Below are 18,731 nucleotides of genomic sequence, written 5' to 3'. Positions count from 1 at the left end.
GGATGGCCGGGTCAGGTTGCTACCAATCAATTCACCTGAAACTCACAGATGGTCGGTGCCGCGGCGGCTTCTGGGATCAACAACCGACATTTGGTGGACTTGACCGGACTGAATTCGTGAACTCGATCTCGCCCACATTCACCTCCCGCAACAAGCTTCTTCCACTCGCTTCCTGTCCAATACAATACCTTGTAGCTGGTGATGTGATCGCCCTGTTCCTGGATGACGACGCGGCTGAATTCTTGTGGTTTCAGCCACGATACTTCGATCCACTGATGGTTTGGTTCAGCCGCTTTCCAACAAGTTTCACGGTTCTCGTCGTTGGCTTTGAACGCTTCAAACCCTGGCAGCTTTTCTGACTCGATGAACATGGACGACGCATTCATGCGTCCAATCGTTGATAGGTTCGACGTCTTGGCCAGCGGATCTGGGAAGCGTGGTTCGGGTAGCTCGTCGACATAGAAGTTGTAAACTCCCGAGTCGACTTGATAAACGACATAGTGTCCCACCGCATCGCTGGGCTCGCCACCAACAAACGTGACTCCTTCAGACTTCTCTGCCAGGACGTCGCTCTCCCTTACATGCTGTTTGTCGGTGGCCGGAATGAATACGGTAGCCGATGTGTTGGGCGGCACTTCGATGTGATAGGTCGCGGCGGTTCCATCACGCCGCCAATTCACCACGATGTTGCCGTGCATGGATTCGTACTGCGTGTTCGCATACGCTAGGTCGCCCACCGGCGCGGGCTTGATTAAGAACTGTTTGAATCCGGCGTGATCCGGATCAACGCGAATGCCTCCAATCCCCTTGATAAAGTAGGCTCCGATCCCTGTGTAGCAGGTGTGGATTTGACTGTTCCCGACCGCCGACCAGCGTTCCGGCCAAGTCGTTTTCCCCTGCTCGATGAAATAACCATAGCTGGGATGATGCCTGTCCCTCAGTAATTCATAAACCAGATCCATTCGCTCGCCATGTTCGACGAAATAGCGTGTGTACAAAGCCTGTCCGGAACTGCCCGTGTCGTAGTAGGGGAACGTGTAAAGTAAGTTTTCTACCAGCTGCGCACGAACTTTGGCCTTCTCAGATTCCGGCGTCACACCAGCCAGCAGTGCAAAGGCTTGATCGACCTGTTTGCCGTCTAGGTACTTTCCAGTTTCCGGATCGTATGACTGCCGGTGCGTGGCTTGCTGCTGGGCTTTTAAGCGGTCGGCATACGTGTGTGCGTCGTCTGTTCTGCCAAGGGCTTTGGCGATATTCCCGGCACACGACAGCATGTAGGCGTAAACGCAGTTATTGAAATGGGCCGCATCTGGCGAATTGCTGCTGTCCCAAAAGTTGCCTCTCGGCGTGCACCAGTCACCCAGGCCTGGGAATTCCCTGGCGCCTTGCGTTCCAATTTTGAGTGCCCCGCCCGTCTGATAGTCGGAAGCATTGTGGAGCCACTGCATCCAACGTTGCATCGCCTGGTAGTTGTCCTCCAGCACCTTGGGATCGCCCAACACTTTGTAGGTTTCCCATACAGTGATCGGGCTGTTAGCTTTCCACATCAGAAACGGACGGTCCTGTTCGTTGATCACCGCGCGGACTTGACCATCATGCAATTGAGCATCACGTTGGAACTGCAGGTATTGCTCCATGTAGGCACCGCTATCGAAATTCGGTAGCGCATCGCCGTACATCGCGGCCACCGTCACCTCACCCCAACCGCGGCGCTCGCGGTGTGGGCAGTCCATCAGGATGCCGTCCAGTGTGTTGGCCAGATAGGTGTTAAGGTTGACTTGGTAAATCCTATTTAGCAGATCATTGGAACATTCAAACTTACTGACCTGAGGGCGATCGCAGGTGACGACGTAGCCACTGATGTCGTCTAGGTGTGGCTGGGATGACAAGCCGTACACGGTCACCCACCGGCCGCCCGCCACATTGAAACGGTTGGTGAAGCGTCCTTTTCCACTTTTGCCGAAGATGTATTGGCTCTTTTGATTCCAGTTCATCGTGACTTCGGTCCGATCGCTGATTTCAAAGAAAACCGATTCCCCTTCCGTGCCATCGTACAAGTGCATCTCGAAGAAACCGGTGTAGTTTTCTCCCATGTCGATGCGGTAGGTGCCGTCATGGTTATCCTTGACCTCGATCGGTTTCACTTCTTTGAAGCGAACCTGCGGCTGGACAATCTGCGCGGTCAATTCGGCTTCGATGTCGGTGTACGGACCCACATTCAACGTTCGATCTTTGGTGCTGTTGATCGCGATGGTGACCGTTTGGCCGTCTGGGAACTTCGCGTTCAGGTCCGACGCACGGTAGACACGGGCATTGCCCCAACCGCTGTCGTCATAGTCGGCTCGGTTCCAGTCCTCTTCGTGAAGCCGGTCATCAATGATTTCCCCGCCGAAATCTAAGACATCCCAATCGCCAAAATAGGAGCTATAACTCTTTTTGCATTTCCAGCTTTCATCCGAACCAAAGCTCAGCTCGTTCTCATTGGTTGCGATTTCCACTTGAGCCTTGAATACAAATGGGACGCTTCGATACTCCGGCGTCCGTCGCCAGCGTGCCCATCCCGCTGCGTGCCAGATCGCGATCACGTTGTCGCCCGTCGTCAAGTAGTCCGAGACATCATAGGTGAGATATGGAATCCGCTTCTTCATGAATGACGCGACTGGATTGAGAACATTGTCCGTCACTTTTTCGCCATTTACGTAGAGTTCGTGATAGCCAAATGAAGCCACATAGACGAATGCTGATCGAGGCTCTTGGTACAGCTTGAAACTCTTGCGATACCAGTTGTGATCAGTCTTTTCCTGATCCGCTTTATAAACCCACTCGCCTTTCCAGTCGGTAGGATCCAGCAGCCCAACGGTGAACCTTGCAATCGGGCTCCAATCAGAAAGCTTGCCGGATGCGTCAGTGATGCAGACTTTCCAGAAACACTGCTGTCCAGACGACAAGGAAGTGCCGTTATAGACGTTGTTCACGGACTGAGCCCCCGGCACAAGCCCCGTGTCCCAAAGGTCGCCGATGTTTTGCTTCAGTTTGTTCTCTTTGCTCGCCACAAGGATTCGGTGACCGGTCTGTTTCTGACCTCGCGTCTTGTCGGAATCGATGATCTTCCAACTAAGCCGCGGATGGATATTTTCGATTCCCAACGGATCGACCCGATATTCACAACGTAGATCCGTCAATTGAACCGTCGCATGACTGGTCGATGTCAAAACTGCGAATATCGCAAACAACAATATCGAAGTGAGGTGCTTGGGATCGTCTGGAAGAAGTGTCATTGGTTCGACGGACAGTGAAGGTAGGCTTGATGTGGCGTTTGCTACGACAATGCGTTAGCAGACTTGATGAACTTCGGTTCTCAATAGCTTGGCGAGCTTTCTGATCTTTCCGGCGATGTGTCCGACTCCGATGGCACAGTGATGGGCGGGCCCGCCCATGAACCATTGGTTTATGAATGCCTTTACGCCGATACTGAATCGATAGCCCGTCAAGTTCTCCAGCAGGTTGTCAAACTGCGACCAGTAGGTATCGAGCCCGATGCCAAACAGTCCAGCTTGCATTTTGATGTCCTTGAATGGTTACCGCAGTGTGATTGGGAAGCACGCCGGAAAATGGACTTGCGTCCACTCGTTAATTTCTTGGGACAAAGAAGATCCCGAGACAAAGCTCGCGTTCCTACAGACGTTGCTTTTCAGCTTGGCGGGTACAGTCCCCCAGCATTTTGGGGCGCAAAGCATCTCGCACTATTCGTGTTGTGTCGCATTGGTCGATTACGGATCTCATTCGGCTACCTTCTGCCGGCGGACTTCGAAGCGAAAGATTCCTGATCCGAGTTTCAGCTCAAACCATTGTTCGCCTCTGGAATCGGTGGCCGGCGAAGCGTCTTTTACTTGACGACCGTTTTCCCATAGTTCGGCGTTCGGTGAACAAGGAATACGTACGGTTGCGGTCGTGTTGACCGGGATCTCGATCTCCCACCGGAACATGTCGCCTTCGGTTTTCCATTCGCTACGCACTACGCCATATGGCGATTCGGTGCTGGCGGATGCCCAAGCGAGTTGGGCGGTCAATCGAGGTTGCAAGTAAAAATGCTTGTAGCCGGGTGATGCAGGGTCCGGATTGATACCGCCGAGTGATTCGTGCATGAATGCCGCGAAGCCGCCGTTCATTGGGTGATTGAACGAATTGCGATAGTAGCGTTCCTTCTTCCACTCCCAACGACGTTCGGGCCAAGTCGATAAACCACAACTGAGCACATAGCCTGGGCTGGGGAACGCTGTGTCGGCCAGCATCTCGTAAGCCAACGCGTCTCGTCCCTGTTCGGCGAGCACCGTATACAGATGCCGTAGTCCGTGAATTCCGCAAGCATGATGACCGTCGTGCAGACCGTTGATGTCATGCACCAAGCCTTCAACACGATCGTCCGTGTCGTCCTTGGAAACCATTCCCAACTTCAACGCCATCACCGTCGCGGTTTGGCTGCCGTAGTGTTTCAGATCGCTGTCCTTGATTGGCTGCAGGTAAACCTTTTCAAACACGGTTTTGATTTCCTCCGCTTCCTCAAGGCACTGCCGACTGTATCGGTCATCGCCCAAAACCTGCGCCATCTGGCTGGCGATGTGCAACGCCTGGAAATAGAAAGCGGTTCCCGATACGTACGGATGACACTCCATGTACTCAGGAGCCTGCTTGCGATCCCATCGCGGCGGGCACCAATCACCCAGACCGTTGTCGATCACGCCTTGTTTGTTTCTGTAAGTGCGATAGTAGGCCAGGAAATCCTTCACATGATCGAAACGAGAACGGAACGCCTCCGCATCGCCCGTGTGAACGTACAAACGCCACGGCAGAATTAGGTAGGCGACACCCCAATCAATGTTCGCGATCCGGTTGGCTCGTTTGCCCGGAGCCACCATCGTGGGAACGCCCGCACTCTTCGGTCGAACGCGACGGAGACGACCATCCTTGCGACGGCTGTCTTCGATGTCGCGAATGTACTTCAGGTAAAAGGTGTTCATGTCGTAGTTGAACAGGCTCAGGTCCGCCGTCGCGTGAGCGTCACCCAGCCAACCACACTTTTCACGATGCGGACAATCTTCCGGCAGCGAATGCCAGTTGCCTTCCAAGCTCAGCAAACTGGCTGCGTATTGTTCGTTCAACAGATCCTCAGAACATTCAAATGATCCTGTTCGCTTTACATCGCTTCGAACGAAAACAGCGGTGACGCTGTCCTTGGTCGGAGGATTCTTCAGTCCGCTGATTTCGACGTACTGGAAGCCGGAATACGTGAACCTGGGCGACCACGATTCGGAACCGCCTCCTTTGCACACATGATACAGTTCATAGGGCCGGCCCGGTGCACCCCCGTAGGTCCGCTGGTCCGCTCGCCCGGTCACCTTGTCCAGTACCTCAGCAGGCAGGATCTCAATCACATCACCGGGATCTTGCGAGACTTCCATCTCGACCCAGCCGGCGATGTTCTTGCCGAAGTCGAACAGCCACGTTTCGGGAGCCACCTCTTTGATCGACACCGGCTGTAGACGTTGGACTTCCTTGATCGGCGGCAGCAACTGAGGCCGAAGCCGATTGTCCGGGCATGGCGGCTCTTTTTGCACTGCTGTTTGCCAATCGGAATCGTCCAATTCAGGCTGCGCCCAGCCATCAATCTCCTGCCGCGCGTCATAGGTCTCACCCCAGTACACGTTGTCGAAAATCGTCGGGCTGACCGTCGCTTTCCAGCTTTCATCGGTCACGATTTCGTCCGTACTTCCATCGGCGTATTTGATGAAAATTTTGGCTCGTACGCTCGGCTGGCCGTAGCCGAACTTTCCGTCAAATCCGATGTTCTGCCCATAGAAACCGTTGCCCAGCCAGAACCCCAACGCGTTTGTTCCTGTCTGCAGCGAATCGGTCACGTCATGAGCAACGTAAAGAGTATGTTGTCCGTAGTTCGTTTGGCCCGGATCCAGCACTGCGTCGCCAACCTTTTGGCCGTTGATATAGAAGTCGGCATAGCCAACGCCGCTGACGTAGGCAATCGCTTTGCGAATGACTTTGTCCAGCGACACGTCCTTTCGCAGCAGCGGCGACGGGTGCGATCGCAGCGACTTCTTGAGCGTCAGACTCCAACGACACGCCAAATCCGAATCACGTGTGTCCTCTTTCAAACCGATCCACTGTGAACCAGACCAGTCGGCGGGATCCAGCAGTGCCATTGACCACGTTCCCACATTCGACCAGCCACTTCGGCGACCGTGGTTGTCGGTAACGCGAACCTTCCAGTAGCACGTTTGGCGACTGGTCAGCGTCTTGCCTTCATAGGGCACCAGCACCGACTGATCCGACTCGACGACACCGCTATCCCAAAGGTCAGCCTTTTCCCCAGACAGCAACTCAGGCCGGCTGGCAACCAAAACCTGATAGGACTTCTGCACCACATTACGAGTCGTCTCATCATCCGAAAGAATCTTCCAGCTCAACCGCGGCATCGGCTGGTCCAGTTGAATCGGATTGTGCAGATGTTCGACCGTCAATTGCCCCAGCATAATCTTAGATAGTTCGTCGCCGAAAGATGGACTAGAGCCCAGTAGGAAGACGCAAAGGGTGAGTAGTAGAGTTTTCATCTTCTTGTTGTCAGATTGAACCAAGCAAGTGCTAGTAGAATTCGTGGAACCGCGAATGGACGCAAATGAACGCGAATAGCGACGACCATGGGATTTACGTCCATCAACGTTCATTCGCGGTTTTTGTTACGGGGCTGGGCAATTATTTTCGTTTTGTGTGCGAGGTGATCATGGCTGACTTGCTTTTGAAAGAAGAGTGTCACAAGATCGTGGGATGTGCGATGGAAGTGTTGAACACGGTGGGGCACGGCTTTCATGAAAAGATCTATGAGAACGGTTTGATGGTGGAGTTTCGACTGCGCGACATTCCCGCACTGCAACAACCGGAGTTCCCGATCACATACAAGGCCACTCAGCTCGGCAAGTACATTCCGGACCTGATCTGTTTTGACCAAGTGATTGTGGATACAAAAACGGTTGAGCGGATTGGCGATCACGAGATTGGGCAGATGTTGAACTACTTGAAAGTCACAGAGCTTCAGGTTGGTCTGCTAATCAATTTCAAACACGCCAAACTCGAATGGCGTCGAGTGGTCTTGCAAAGCAGTTGATGAGGGAGAAACCGCAAACGGATGGGAACGGACGCGAATAGCGACGAGCATGGAATTCACGTCTATCAATGTTCATTCGCGGTCGTCGAAACAATGCTCCACTGGCCGCTTCCAAGCTTGAACTTGATGAGCTCTTTGTCTTCGCTCGCGAATTCGACATTGGATTTGTCGCCGGTGAACTTGCCATCCTTCCATATGATTTGGTCGTTGACACGGACGTTGTGTATGTCGCCAACCGACTTGGGGATTCCGACGATGGCTGTCGTGCCTTCGGGGGATTGGAGGTTGATGCTGAATGTGCTGTCATTGCGCTGCATGCTGACGGCGACATCCCCTACAACGCTTGGGATGTCTTGGTCGAGCGAAGTCATGTGCAGCAGTGTCGGAGTGATCCGGAATTCTCGCCAACCGGGTTGGGTCGGAACGATGCCGGCGATGTGTTTGGCGAGAATCGCATTGGGAGCGTTCCAGGCATGGTTGTAAGTGCCGCCTTTGGGGAATTTTTCGTACAGCGTGGTCTGCCACTCGCGATCGACCTGCGACTGGTAGCGCTGCTTCATCCGCTGCAAAGCCGCTTCGTGGAAGCCAGCCTGGCACATTGCGTCTTCCACCATCCATTCGAAATGCGGACTGCAGAAATGGTTTGGAATCAACACATTGCGGACGATCGATGCATGTTTGTCCTTGGGTGCGATCCCGGACAGAATCGTCAAGCAGTTCGCTCGGTCGTCTTGCAGTTTGCCGGGACGACTCGAGTAATACTTACCCGTCCAATACTTCTTGTCGAAGCCGGCTTTCATCGCGTCGATGCGTTTTTGGTACCACGCGACGTCTCCGGTTTCGCCGAGCTCATTTGCCATCTTCACAGCACTGTTAAGCGCCATGAAGTACAGCGAGTCGATCACGATCTGTTGGTCGATCGTGTCTTTCTGCCCCCAGTCGCTCCAGTTCCAATGATCCATCGATGGTTTCTTGCGCACCTGCAAGCCATCCTCGCCTGGGTTCCACAGTTTGAGATATTGGCGGACGTAAGGGTATGCGTAACGCAGTGTTTCGATGTCGCCGGTGTTCAAGTAGTACTGCCATACGCCCTGGTCGACAAACTGCAAGCTCTGGCTAGGCAGTTCACGCAGTCGAAGCGGTCCGAGGGCCGCGTAGATGCCTTCGTGGCTGTAGGCCATTGTGGTGCGAATGGCCTTCTTCAAAAGCTGGCGACCAGACTTATCCATGCAGTAAAAGAGATAGCTCGATTGGTCCGCGACGTCACCGATCCAGCACGCACGCTCACGATCGGGGCAATCCATGAAGTTGTCACGCGCACAAACAAACAGCGTGTTGCGTCCCATCTGCCACAATCGATCGTAGAACGGATCGCTACACGCGAACGAGCCCGCCATCTCGCCGACGCTCATCCAGCGATATTTCAGACCCAGTACTTCGACGCCCGCCGGGATGTCATAGATCACGCGGTGTCCGTTCATCCAAGAGTAGGCTTCAAACGATTGGCGGCCTTCTTTCGTTGTGTAGAACGCACTGATTTTGTTGTGCGGGTCATCGGTCGTGATTTTGATTTCTAGCCCCGCCTCGCATTCGACCTCCAACCACGGCGTGATCTGCTGGTTAAACGCAAGCACGGCGTTGATCGGTTGGCCGTCGCTGGAAAACGGGAACTTCGATTCCGGATGGCTCGTGTAGAACTGCAGACCATGATTCACCAGCGGCGGGACGTAGTTCTTCACGAGCTCGTACCAGGGCGCCGTCGGTGGCATTCCCTTCTGCGTTGCGGCGGCCCAATCCGCATCGTCAAAGTCAGCCGACTGCCAGTCTTCCATCGCTTCGCGGGCGTCATATTGGACGTTGTACTGGATGATGCTTGTCCCGGTATCGCCGCTGTCGAGTGCGTAAGCCGGGTTGGATTTCACCTTCCATGATTGATCGGTCACGAGCGTTTCCTTGCCGAGATCAGCTTGCAGGATGAACCCGCCCTTGCCGCTGTCGATATGAGTTCCCTTGTGGGTCTCGGCACCCCAGTACCAAACAAGGACCGCGATCGTGTTTTCACCGGACTTCAGATATTCGGTGATTTCAGCTTCTTCATACCAACTGTTGGACGGCTTATCCTCCGGTGGCGCTAACCATATCTCCTTTACTCGTTTCCATGGCTTGGCCGGACTCGGCCCGCGCGCCACGCTGCCTTCAAAGACCGCCAACTCACCGTTGATCCACATCCAATATTTACTGTCCGCAGAAACGCTCGCGACAACCTTCTCCGGAACATCATCGATGTTCACGGTTTTTCGAAACGCCACCCAAGTATTCGACGGCCCTTCGGCTGCTTGCCAGATCCACTGGGCTCGCCAATCGGGGTTAGCGGCATTGGCACGGGAGGTTGTCAGTGAAAACAAAGTAAATGAAAGAGTCAGGAAGACAACGCTGACGATGTACCCGCATTTGGTGATCGATTTCATGGGGAAGCTTTCCGAAGTGCCTGTTTAGATAGTGGCTATGCAAATGGATCCGGATGTGGCATCGGATAACCGAACGCAATCATTCGGGATTTATCATGGGGGTCTTCGTCAGCCAATGCTTCAGGGCATTTGATAGTTCTTCCACCGTCTGCGGATCATTTTTCGACAAATCATTTCGGTCGTCCGGGTCAGACTTGAGATCGAAAAGCTGCTTGTGATCGGACCATGCAATCAGCTTGTTCCAGCCCTCGATGATGACACGTGCTTTCAAACCATGATTGATGTCGTCGAGGTGGTCCAAGTCGGTGTCGTGCTGGTAGGCTTCGACAAAGATGCGGTTGCGTCTTCGCAATGCATCGCTGTCACGCAAATCCAACCCTTCCATTTCCTCAGGTGGCGTGATACCACAGGCCCGCAGAATCGTCGGTGCGATATCAATGTTACTAGCCAGTGTTGTGGAATCTCGTCGCGGATCGATTGTGCTCGAGTGCGTCAAAAAGATGGGTGTGCGAATTCCCGCTTCAACGGGTTCTTGCTTTGATCGAATGTAACGGTCTCGTCGCTGCGGATCGGGGATCCAGCCGTTGTCGCACGTGTAGACAAAGAGAGTATTTTCGTAGAGTCCCTTAGACTTCAAGTGATTGACCAGTTCGCCGCAAGTTTCATCAAACCAGTCCACATTAGCCCAGTACCATGCCGTTGGTTCATTGGGCGCGACATCTTTGTACTTGTCAAAAAAACGCTGTGGAGCGTTGTGTGGTGCGTGTGGCAGAAAAACCCCATACCAAACAAAGAATGGTTGCCCGTTTTCCGCGGCGTTTTCGACAAATTCATAGATCGGCTGCATCGTTTTGCGGCCGATATCCAAGCCTTTGTCACCATGACGCCCGCCGCGTGATTCGTCACCGTGCGTCATTGCATGGGTGAATCCATGATCTTTCGGGTTGCCTTCCCACCACTTTCCGGTTTGCAGTGTTGCGTAACCGTTTTCATTCAATGTGCGAATCAGCGACGGTTGCTCGTGCAAGGGTGTCGTCATGCGGCTCCGAAGCTTGGCGAATAAGGACGGGTTGTTCTTGCGATTGTTCGAACCTGGCATGACCGGATCATTGCCGCGGATTCCGGTTTGGTGGGGGTATCGGCTTGTGACGATGCTGGCAAGCGATGGCCGGCATAGCGGCGCGGTCACGTAGCCGCGTTCGTACAGCAAGCCTTGCTTGGCCAACGCATCCAAGTTGGGTGTTTGAATGTGCTCGTGCCCCATGAACCCATAATCATTCCACGCCTGGTCGTCACTCAAGATAAAAACGACATTTGGTTGATCGGCGGCGACCGATTGAAAAACTCCGAAGCTGATCAGCAAGAGTCTGTAAAGGACGTGCGGGGAAAATCGCGAAAGGGTGGCAATCGAGATCATGTCGACGACGTGGTTGATGGGGTTGAGACGGAGTGGTTCTTTCGATCCGCAAGTGGACGCTGAGGCACGCGAATGTGGGAGAGTATGACCTTCGCGGTCGGAATGACGGTGATGGCTGTGAATCTTCGGTCGTGTTCATACGCGCACGGAAATTTCGCACTCGACGGGTCTGGAGTTTTTGCTGAGGTTCATTGTCACTGGAGCGGATTCCATTCCGGGAACCATGTTGAAGACTCGTTTTTTGAGTCCGGCGAGCAACGTGAGGGGCACGTTCGATTTCAACACGACGGTTCCATGTGGCTTGTCGATCTCGATGCAAGTATTTGACACCTGTCGAACCGATTCGCCGGATGGGGAGATAAGAGGCACGACCAGTGTTGCGTCTTCCGTCTTCGCTTCGCTGGATTGGGTGACCGAGATAGTGGTTTTGTCGGAATCGAAGGTGTATCGCAATTGAAAGGCTGCGGAATCGTCCGAAGGCTTGTCTCGTTCTTCGTTCTGAAGGGTGGTCGCGATATCGAATACGCACCGCTGTTCGGTTTCCGAGATGCGAACGTCTGCTGTCAAGTCGTACAGATTGGTGAACCAATCATCGTCGATTCGACGTTCAACTCGTGTGGTCAGAGGAAAGTCGTCACCGGGTTGCGGCTGCATATTCAGCGGTTCGACCATCTCATACCGTGCCATACTGGACGCCAGCAACGTGCCCACCTTCTCGTGATACAAAACCGACAGCGAGCCTCCGGTTGGCTGTTGCAGCAGACCGGACTTTTTTGTTTTGTAGATCGAATCGTAGGCCGATACGGTGGCACGCCAGGGGCCCTTCGCCGCTAGCCAAACATCCAGTTCGGGAACATGCTTGACGTTACTGGCGATTTCACGAGGCAGCGGCGTGTTGGTATTGACCGGCGGCAACGACTTCATGCGATCCTGCATCAATGCCATCACTTTGGCGTGTGTGAACGTGTGATGCATGCATGGTTTGATACCGTGAGAAACATAGTGGGGGCCGCCGTGCAGAAGGCCGTTGGACGTGCAACGCTGCATCAGCTGGGCGTTGCGAATCGCTGCGGTACCGAATGCCGGGTTGTGATCGGCCATCAGGGCAAAGGCCGGCTGGCATCCGTCCGATGTACGGCTGCCCCAATAGCTCCACTTCTGTGACCGCGTTCCCCAACTGTTGTCCCAAGCTCCATCGGGAAGCATGAACTGCAGGTGTCCGGCCAACGCATTGGACACTAGGTCGAGCAGTTCCTGATCACCCACATCAACGGCATACAGGACAACACCGTTGAGCGATTCTTCGACGTTGTAACCCAGGTCCACCGGCAGCAGGCCACGACCGCTGCGATTGTCATTCGGTTTGCCTTCGCCCCAAAGCAAATGGTTCGGTTCGGTAAAGAACTCTTTCACGCGGCTAGCGAACCGTTCACTCCGTCGTGTGTAATCGGGGTTCGCCAGAAGATCGCCAAACAGATGGAACCCGTACACGGCAGTCATGCCGTAGTTGAGGTTGGTGAAATCAATTTCCTTGAAATCAGACCACAGATAGCCACCGACCGCTTCATCCAAACGGTTCGTCCAAGCGTCGCGTTGTGATTGATCCAACACGTCGCCGTGGTAGTGCAACGCTTCGGCCAACGCGATGGCTCCGAAGATCGTGGTCCCACGCCATGATTTCGGATTGACGTCATTGGTCCAACTGCCATCGGCGCGACTGACGTTGTGCTCGGCCCAGTCGTAAACGGCAATGGAAGCATCCAGGTATTTCTGCTGGCCGGTGGTGTGTGCCATGTGCAAAAACGGATACAGCGCATCGCTGCATCGACCGTGAATTCGCGGACATGCCGGGCACGCCAGGCCACCATGCCGGGTGGGATCTTCCGGGGCATCGATCTGATGGGCCAGCATTCCATCACACCATTGCTTCAATAGCTGTGCGGTGAGTTGGTCAAATTCGGAAAGGGCCTGAGGTGCTTCATTGTCAAGTTGATACGCTTGGTCGGATCCCCATACTTGGTATGGGTCCAGCGATGCGAGTGCACCGCCGAGGGTCAGGGAAGTAATGAATTCACGTCGTTGCATGGAATCGTCTAGTCTTACACCGCACGTCCATCACCGGAGACGCGGGCGTGGTGGGGCACGAAGTCGAGAAGTTCAAAACGCCGTCACAACGAGCGCCTATCGTTTTTGGCGCGGCAATTTGCGAGGTTCCCAGGTTTCCGGCGCGTCGAGCATTAGCGGTTCGTGGAACACTGTAAGTTCGTCGCCTTGCGACTGGATCCAGGAGTTCAGCTCGTTTCGAAGACGGTCTTGAATTGCAGCAACGTCCTCGTTCCCGGCGATGTTGGTTTGCTCAAGCGGATCGGTCTGCAGATCGTACAGTTCGTATTCAGGGCGACCGTGGTGCTTGGCGACCACGTCAGCGGCGCGGGCGTCAGTGTTCGCGCGTTCCGTCCACTGTTTGAAGTAATCACCTGACGTTTCACGCAACAGCAGGTCAATGTGCGTGGTGAACGCGAATTCCGGATGTACGTTCCAGATGAGCTTGTAGCGGTCGGTGCGTATGGCGCGGCTGAGATAGACGTTCATCAACCGGTCACCACTGTGGGTCGTGAAGATGCGATTGCGATGCGCGGCTTGTTGTGCGCCCAGGACCGCGGAAAAGGAACGGCCGTCCAGTCCATCGGGGACATTACCACCGGCAACATCGATCAGCGTCGGCAGGATATCGATCCAGCTGACCATGGCGTCGGTACGCGAACCCGGTTCGATCACACCAGGGCGAGCGACAATCAGTGGAACGCGGGTGCCCTCGTCATAAAGTGTCCATTTGCCAAACGGGAACTGTGCGCCATGGTCACTGGAAAACACAAACACCGTGTCATCCGACAGATGTTCGCGTGTCAGCAATCGCAGTTCGTCAAGGTAGGCGTCCAGGTCTTTGACTTCTTGTAGATAGCGAGAACGCTGCACTCTGGTTTGCGGAGTGTCCAACAATTTCGGTGGAAGGTTCATTCCCAGTGGATCAACGCTTGATTCACTTGGCCAGGGAACATGAGGATTGGACACGCCGACAAACAACGCCAGCGGACGAGGGTCGTTGCGCTTCTTCAAAAAATCCCGGACAGCAGTGCGGACGTCGGGGATGTCTTGTCGCAGATCGAATGTCTGGAACTGATAGTCCTTAGCACTTTTTAGGTGAGCCACTTTTCCGAACGCTGCGGTTTCGTATCCCAGTTGATTCAAAACCGCCGGCAGTCGCGGTGTGCCTTCTCGCGGGTAGGAATGATTTTCCTCGGCGCCGTTTCGTGCCGGCATCAGCCCCGTCAAAAACGCGGCTCGGCTGGGGGCACACGAAGGAGAGGCGACGAAAGCGCGATCGAACGTCATTCCCTCATCCGCTAAGGCGTCGATGGCGGGAGTTGGAATGTTTGTTCCGCCGTACAGCGAAAGGTCACGTGCCGACAGATCGTCGGCCAGATAGACGACAATGTCCGGTTGCTGTTGATCCGCCGATGACCACGCGGCCATGGCGACTAGCATCGGAACAGCCAAAGTCAGCGGGAGACTTACCCTAGTCATGATGGAGGCTCGTGCGATGACGACAGGGAAGGGCGGGAACGCATGAAAGTCGGGAGCACGATGGTGGGCGGCGTCGCCAATTCCGCTGGGACGCTGCAATTCATCTCTGCGACGCTCCGGAATGGAATTGTCACGATCCGTCGGCGGATCAGTTCGCTTTTCCCTTCAAACAGCAGACGCAGTCTAGGCGGCCGGTGACACCAAAACCTTGACGATCGAACCAGTGACTAGCACAATAGTTTCATCTTGGATCGGTTTTCTGGCGGAACAAAATTCCTCTATTTGCATCCGCTGGCTGGATGGCCACCGTTGTGGCGTTGCTGTCGTATGAAAGTGCTAAAGAAGCAGGACTGGTTTCATGCCGACGGGTTTCCCATCGTCGTGGAGCGGCGCGACCCTCAGGAACCGTTTGGATTGCACTGCCACGAGTTTTCCGAAATCGTGATCATCACCGGCGGGGCGGGCGTGCATATTACGGGGGAAGACAGCTACGACCTGAAAACGGGCGACACGTTTGTCATTGGCGGCGACCGGCCGCATGACTATTTGAACATGGATCAATTGAGTTTGATCAACATCCTGTTCACCCCCAGCGAGTTGCCGTTGTCGCTTGGCGATCTGCAATCGCTTTCCGGCTATCACGCGTTGTTTACTTTGGAGCCCGCTTGGCGTAGCCGGCACAAATTCACCAGCCGTCTGCAGCTGAGCCCGGCGGAGATCGTCGAAACAATGCAGTTGGTCGACAAGCTAGACAGCGAACTTGCTGCGCGGCGACCGGGATTCGAGGTCGTGTCAATCGCAACCATGCTGGAATTGGTGACTTTCCTTTCGCGTTGCTATAGCGAGACGCGAAACCCATCCAGCAAGTCACTCATTCGCGTCGGCGAAACGATCTCGCACATGAGACGCCATATCGCCCATCCGATCACACTTGAAATGCTGGTCAATATTTCTGGAATGTCCCGGACGAACTATATCCGTATGTTTGAGTCCGCAATGGGAACCTCGCCCATCAACTACCTGATTGGACTACGGATCGAAGAAGCCTGTCGGTTACTGCGGAACACAGAAAACAGCATCACGGACATCGCATTTGATGTGGGGTTTTCTGACAGCAACTACTTCAGCCGTCAGTTTCGCAAGGCGAACGGTGAATCACCACGCGAATACCGGAAACGTCATCGCTGATCGGCTCGGGATGACCGGCGCCGATCGGTTGTTCAGTTCAGATTGAACGCGGTGCATAGTTCGTCGATCACATCACCGGACATGACCGACACGTCTCCGATGGCACCGGCGTTGATCACGGCTTCGGCGGTGGATTCCAAAACTTCCAATCGGTCGAACGTGTCCAGCACGGTCGATCCTGTTACAACCACGCCGTCGTTCTGTAGGACCGCGGCAGGGTTGGACCGAGACACGTAATCGGCAATGCTGCCGTCGTCGCGGTACTGAACGCCGTACGGTACCCGTCGCACATCACGTAGAAAAACATAGCTTTCGGGAATGGTGCGAACGTCCAGTGGTGTTTCGGTCACGCTGAACGCCGTCGCATTCACGGGATGGGCGAACACGATCGCCTGCACGTGCGGGTGCTTATCGTAAATCGCTTGATGTGCACGAGCTGCACGGCTGGCCAATTTACCGGCTTCGCGCTGGTTGCCGCGAACAAGCACCAAATCATCAGCGTGCAATTGTTCACGATCCTTTTGCGTGGGAGTGATCAGGAAAGAATCGGCGTCGACACGCGCAGAAAAGCTGCCCTCGGTACTGATCAGTAATCGCTGGCGGCAACCACGACGAACAAAATCACAAAGCTGTTTGCGAAGCTCCAATTCGTCAGCGGTTGCCTGATCCGGATCGTACGAATCAAAGTTGACGCAGCGATCAGCCGCCAGCCTCAATTGTTCTTCGTTCAGGAATCGCACGGGGCTCAGTTGGTTGGCCTTGATCAGCGTCTTGCCGGCGAATTCAAACGCTTCGAAACGTTCGAACGCACGTGCGAGATCGCTTCCGCCGACGACGACACCGTGATTTTCAAGGATCACGCTGTCGCAGCCCTCGGAAAACGTGTCCGCAATGCTCACGCCCAAAGCTTCGCTTCCTGGGCACGCATAGGGCGCAAATCCCACTTTCCCACACACCGAGTGTGCTTGGTGAAACAGTCGTGTGTCGGGTGACTGGCGACAAATGCTGAAAGCGACCAACGCGACGGGATGAGCATGTACGATCGCCCGGATGTCGGGACGTGCATCATAGATCGCTTTGTGAAAGGGAAACTCACTGGATGGCGGATGCAAGCCATCGGCGGTCCCGTCTGCGTGAACGCACACGATGTCGCGGCGATTCAAATTGCCTTTGTCCACACGGGCTGGCGAGATCCAAATGTCACCGGCGGAGTCGCGGATGGAAAGATTGCCGCCTGATGTGGTCGTCATGCGGTAACGATAGATACGATCCATCGTTTGCATGATTTCATCACGCGGGTGAAGCGTGTTTCGCATGTTGGTCATTTCAATCTCAATCCACTTTTGAACTTCACCAGTCAACCGAACCGCCCGATGCGTCTGATCAGCCCAAAGGACGGACCACCGACGTGCTGCGGTAATAGTCCATCAGGGTTTCGACTGACAAGACACCGCCGCCCATGCCGCTTTTATTGATGCCCCCATAGGGCACGCCGTGGACAAACACATTGTGAGCATTGATCCAGCTGTTCCCGGCGACCATGGCCTCCGCCACACGATCGGCACGATCTTTGTCGTTGGTCCATACGCTGTTGGCCAAGCCGTAATCGGTGTCGTTGGCCATTGCGATCGCTTCCTCTTCGCTTTCGAACGCGGTCACATAGGCAACCGGTCCGAAGATTTCCTCTCGTGCCGCGACGTTGTCCAGTGATCCTGCGAGCAGCGTCGGGTTGACGTAGTTGCCTTCATAGCCATCGACCTTTGCCGGGCCACCACCCACCAAGCATTCGGCACCCTCGGCTTTGCCCTTGGCTTGATAACCGAGCACCCGCTGGCATTGCTTTGGATTGACCACCGGACCCATTTGGCTTTCGGGATCCAGTGGGTGACCGATCTTCACATTCTGCATAAGGTCTCGGCAATGAGCGACGAATTCGTCGTAGACGTCTTGATGGACCATCCAGCGTGTCGCGTCACAACAGACTTGCCCGGTATGAAAGGTGATCGCGCCCACCAACGCTTCGGCGGTGGCTTTGACATCGACATCGTCAAAGACCAGGGCCGCTCCTTTTCCACCCAACTCCAACTTGACCGGGACGAGATTGCGGCCACATGCTTCGCCGACCAATCGTCCGACCTCCGGTGACCCGGTGAAAGACATTCGTTTGATCTGTTTGTTGTTGGACAGTGCCGAACCCGCGGTTGCGCCTCGACCGGTGACCACATTGATCACGCCATCGGGTACGCCGACTTCCTTTGCCAGTTGCGCCAGATAGATGGCCGACAGCGATGTGTCTTCGGCCGGCTTGATGACCACCGTGTTGCCGGCGGCAAGAGCAGGCGAGATGCCCCAACCGATCAACAAGAAAGGAAAGTTCCATGGGAAGATAAACGCACAGGCGCCCCACGGTTGCTTTACCGTCCAAGCTTCATGTCCCTCGACATCCAGCTTCGTGCGTTTTTCGACCTTACCGGAAAGTTCAACGAAGTAACGCAGGGTATCGACGAAGTTTTGGACATCGCCGGCCGCTTGAGCTTCGATCTTTCCGGCGTCCAGCGATTCGATCTGGGCAATGATCGGCTTTCGTTGCTCAACCGCATCGGCCAACTTCAACAGAATGCTGCTGCGTTCTTGTTGCGGCAATGCAGCCCATGCGGGGAAGGCAGCATCGGCGATTTCGACGGCGCGATCGATTTCCGCCTCGCTCAGGTCGTGGATCTCCGCAATCTGTTGTCCCGAACCGGGATCGATGGTTGCCACCAGATTTCCGTCCGCGTTGGGGAAGCTTTTCCCTCCAACAAAACTTGCCAGCGGACTCTGGTTCAAGAATGCTTCGACTTCGGGAAGCAGATTCAACTGAAGCGTCACACTCATTGGGGTCTCGCCTAACATTGAGGGA

Annotated in this window: 11 protein-coding genes; 2 read left to right on the top strand and 9 right to left on the bottom strand. The window is 54.7% G+C overall.

Annotation, left to right across the window (positions count from 1 at the left end):
- Positions 1-26: 26 nt before the first annotated feature.
- From HFP54_RS07560 to HFP54_RS07550, 3 genes are all read right to left on the bottom strand, one after another.
- A complete protein-coding gene (locus HFP54_RS07560; protein ID WP_168564616.1) occupies positions 27-3,278 on the bottom strand; it encodes a family 78 glycoside hydrolase catalytic domain in 3,252 nt (1,083 codons plus the stop codon).
- 54 nt (positions 3,279-3,332) lie between these two features.
- The gene (locus HFP54_RS07555; protein ID WP_168564615.1) at positions 3,333-3,560 is read right to left on the bottom strand and encodes a hypothetical protein; all 228 of its coding nucleotides are present in this window, start codon (positions 3,558-3,560) and stop codon (positions 3,333-3,335) included.
- A 219-nt stretch (positions 3,561-3,779) separates the two neighbouring features.
- The gene (locus tag HFP54_RS07550) at positions 3,780-6,623 is read right to left on the bottom strand and encodes a family 78 glycoside hydrolase catalytic domain (RefSeq protein ID WP_168564614.1); all 2,844 of its coding nucleotides are present in this window, start codon (positions 6,621-6,623) and stop codon (positions 3,780-3,782) included.
- A 65-nt stretch (positions 6,624-6,688) separates the two neighbouring features.
- Here HFP54_RS07550 and HFP54_RS07545 point away from each other — a divergent pair, with 65 nt between their 5' ends.
- The gene (locus HFP54_RS07545; RefSeq protein WP_206036040.1) at positions 6,689-7,174 is read left to right on the top strand and encodes a GxxExxY protein; all 486 of its coding nucleotides are present in this window, start codon (positions 6,689-6,691) and stop codon (positions 7,172-7,174) included.
- A 65-nt stretch (positions 7,175-7,239) separates the two neighbouring features.
- Here the strand turns inward: HFP54_RS07545 and HFP54_RS07540 are convergent, their stop codons facing one another.
- The 4 genes from HFP54_RS07540 to HFP54_RS07525 all read right to left on the bottom strand — a co-directional run bounded on the left by HFP54_RS07540 (position 7,240) and on the right by HFP54_RS07525 (position 14,605).
- Positions 7,240-9,642, bottom strand: a complete 2,403-nt coding sequence (locus HFP54_RS07540; RefSeq protein WP_168564613.1) for an alpha-L-rhamnosidase-related protein — start codon at positions 9,640-9,642, stop codon at positions 7,240-7,242.
- A gap of 79 nt (positions 9,643-9,721) precedes the next feature.
- Positions 9,722-11,059 carry a sulfatase family protein gene (locus HFP54_RS07535; RefSeq protein WP_168564612.1) on the bottom strand — a complete coding sequence of 446 codons (1,338 nt, stop codon included), beginning with the start codon at positions 11,057-11,059 and terminating at the stop codon, positions 9,722-9,724.
- Between the two features lie 135 nt (positions 11,060-11,194).
- Positions 11,195-13,144 carry an ulvan lysase-like protein gene (locus tag HFP54_RS07530; protein ID WP_168564611.1) on the bottom strand — a complete coding sequence of 650 codons (1,950 nt, stop codon included), beginning with the start codon at positions 13,142-13,144 and terminating at the stop codon, positions 11,195-11,197.
- Between the two features lie 96 nt (positions 13,145-13,240).
- Complete coding sequence (locus HFP54_RS07525; RefSeq protein WP_235951334.1) at positions 13,241-14,605, bottom strand: sulfatase family protein; 1,365 nt, start codon at positions 14,603-14,605, stop codon at positions 13,241-13,243.
- A 366-nt stretch (positions 14,606-14,971) separates the two neighbouring features.
- Between HFP54_RS07525 and HFP54_RS07520 the strand changes: the two genes are divergently transcribed.
- Positions 14,972-15,832, top strand: coding sequence for a helix-turn-helix domain-containing protein (locus HFP54_RS07520; protein WP_168564609.1), 861 nt, complete (start codon positions 14,972-14,974; stop codon positions 15,830-15,832).
- A 32-nt stretch (positions 15,833-15,864) separates the two neighbouring features.
- On the opposite strand, the gene HFP54_RS07515 is transcribed toward HFP54_RS07520, so the two are convergent.
- Positions 15,865-17,157, bottom strand: coding sequence for a class II aldolase/adducin family protein (locus tag HFP54_RS07515; protein WP_168564608.1), 1,293 nt, complete (start codon positions 17,155-17,157; stop codon positions 15,865-15,867).
- Positions 17,158-17,215: 58 nt separating this feature from the next.
- Positions 17,216-18,706 carry an aldehyde dehydrogenase family protein gene (locus HFP54_RS07510; RefSeq protein WP_168564607.1) on the bottom strand — a complete coding sequence of 497 codons (1,491 nt, stop codon included), beginning with the start codon at positions 18,704-18,706 and terminating at the stop codon, positions 17,216-17,218.
- Positions 18,707-18,731 lie beyond the last annotated feature (25 nt).

The organism is Crateriforma spongiae, assembly GCF_012290005.1.
GTDB lineage: Bacteria > Planctomycetota > Planctomycetia > Pirellulales > Pirellulaceae > Crateriforma > Crateriforma spongiae.
The sequence above is the reverse complement of the archived record's forward strand: the minus strand, read 5'-3'. Positions and strand labels throughout refer to the sequence as shown.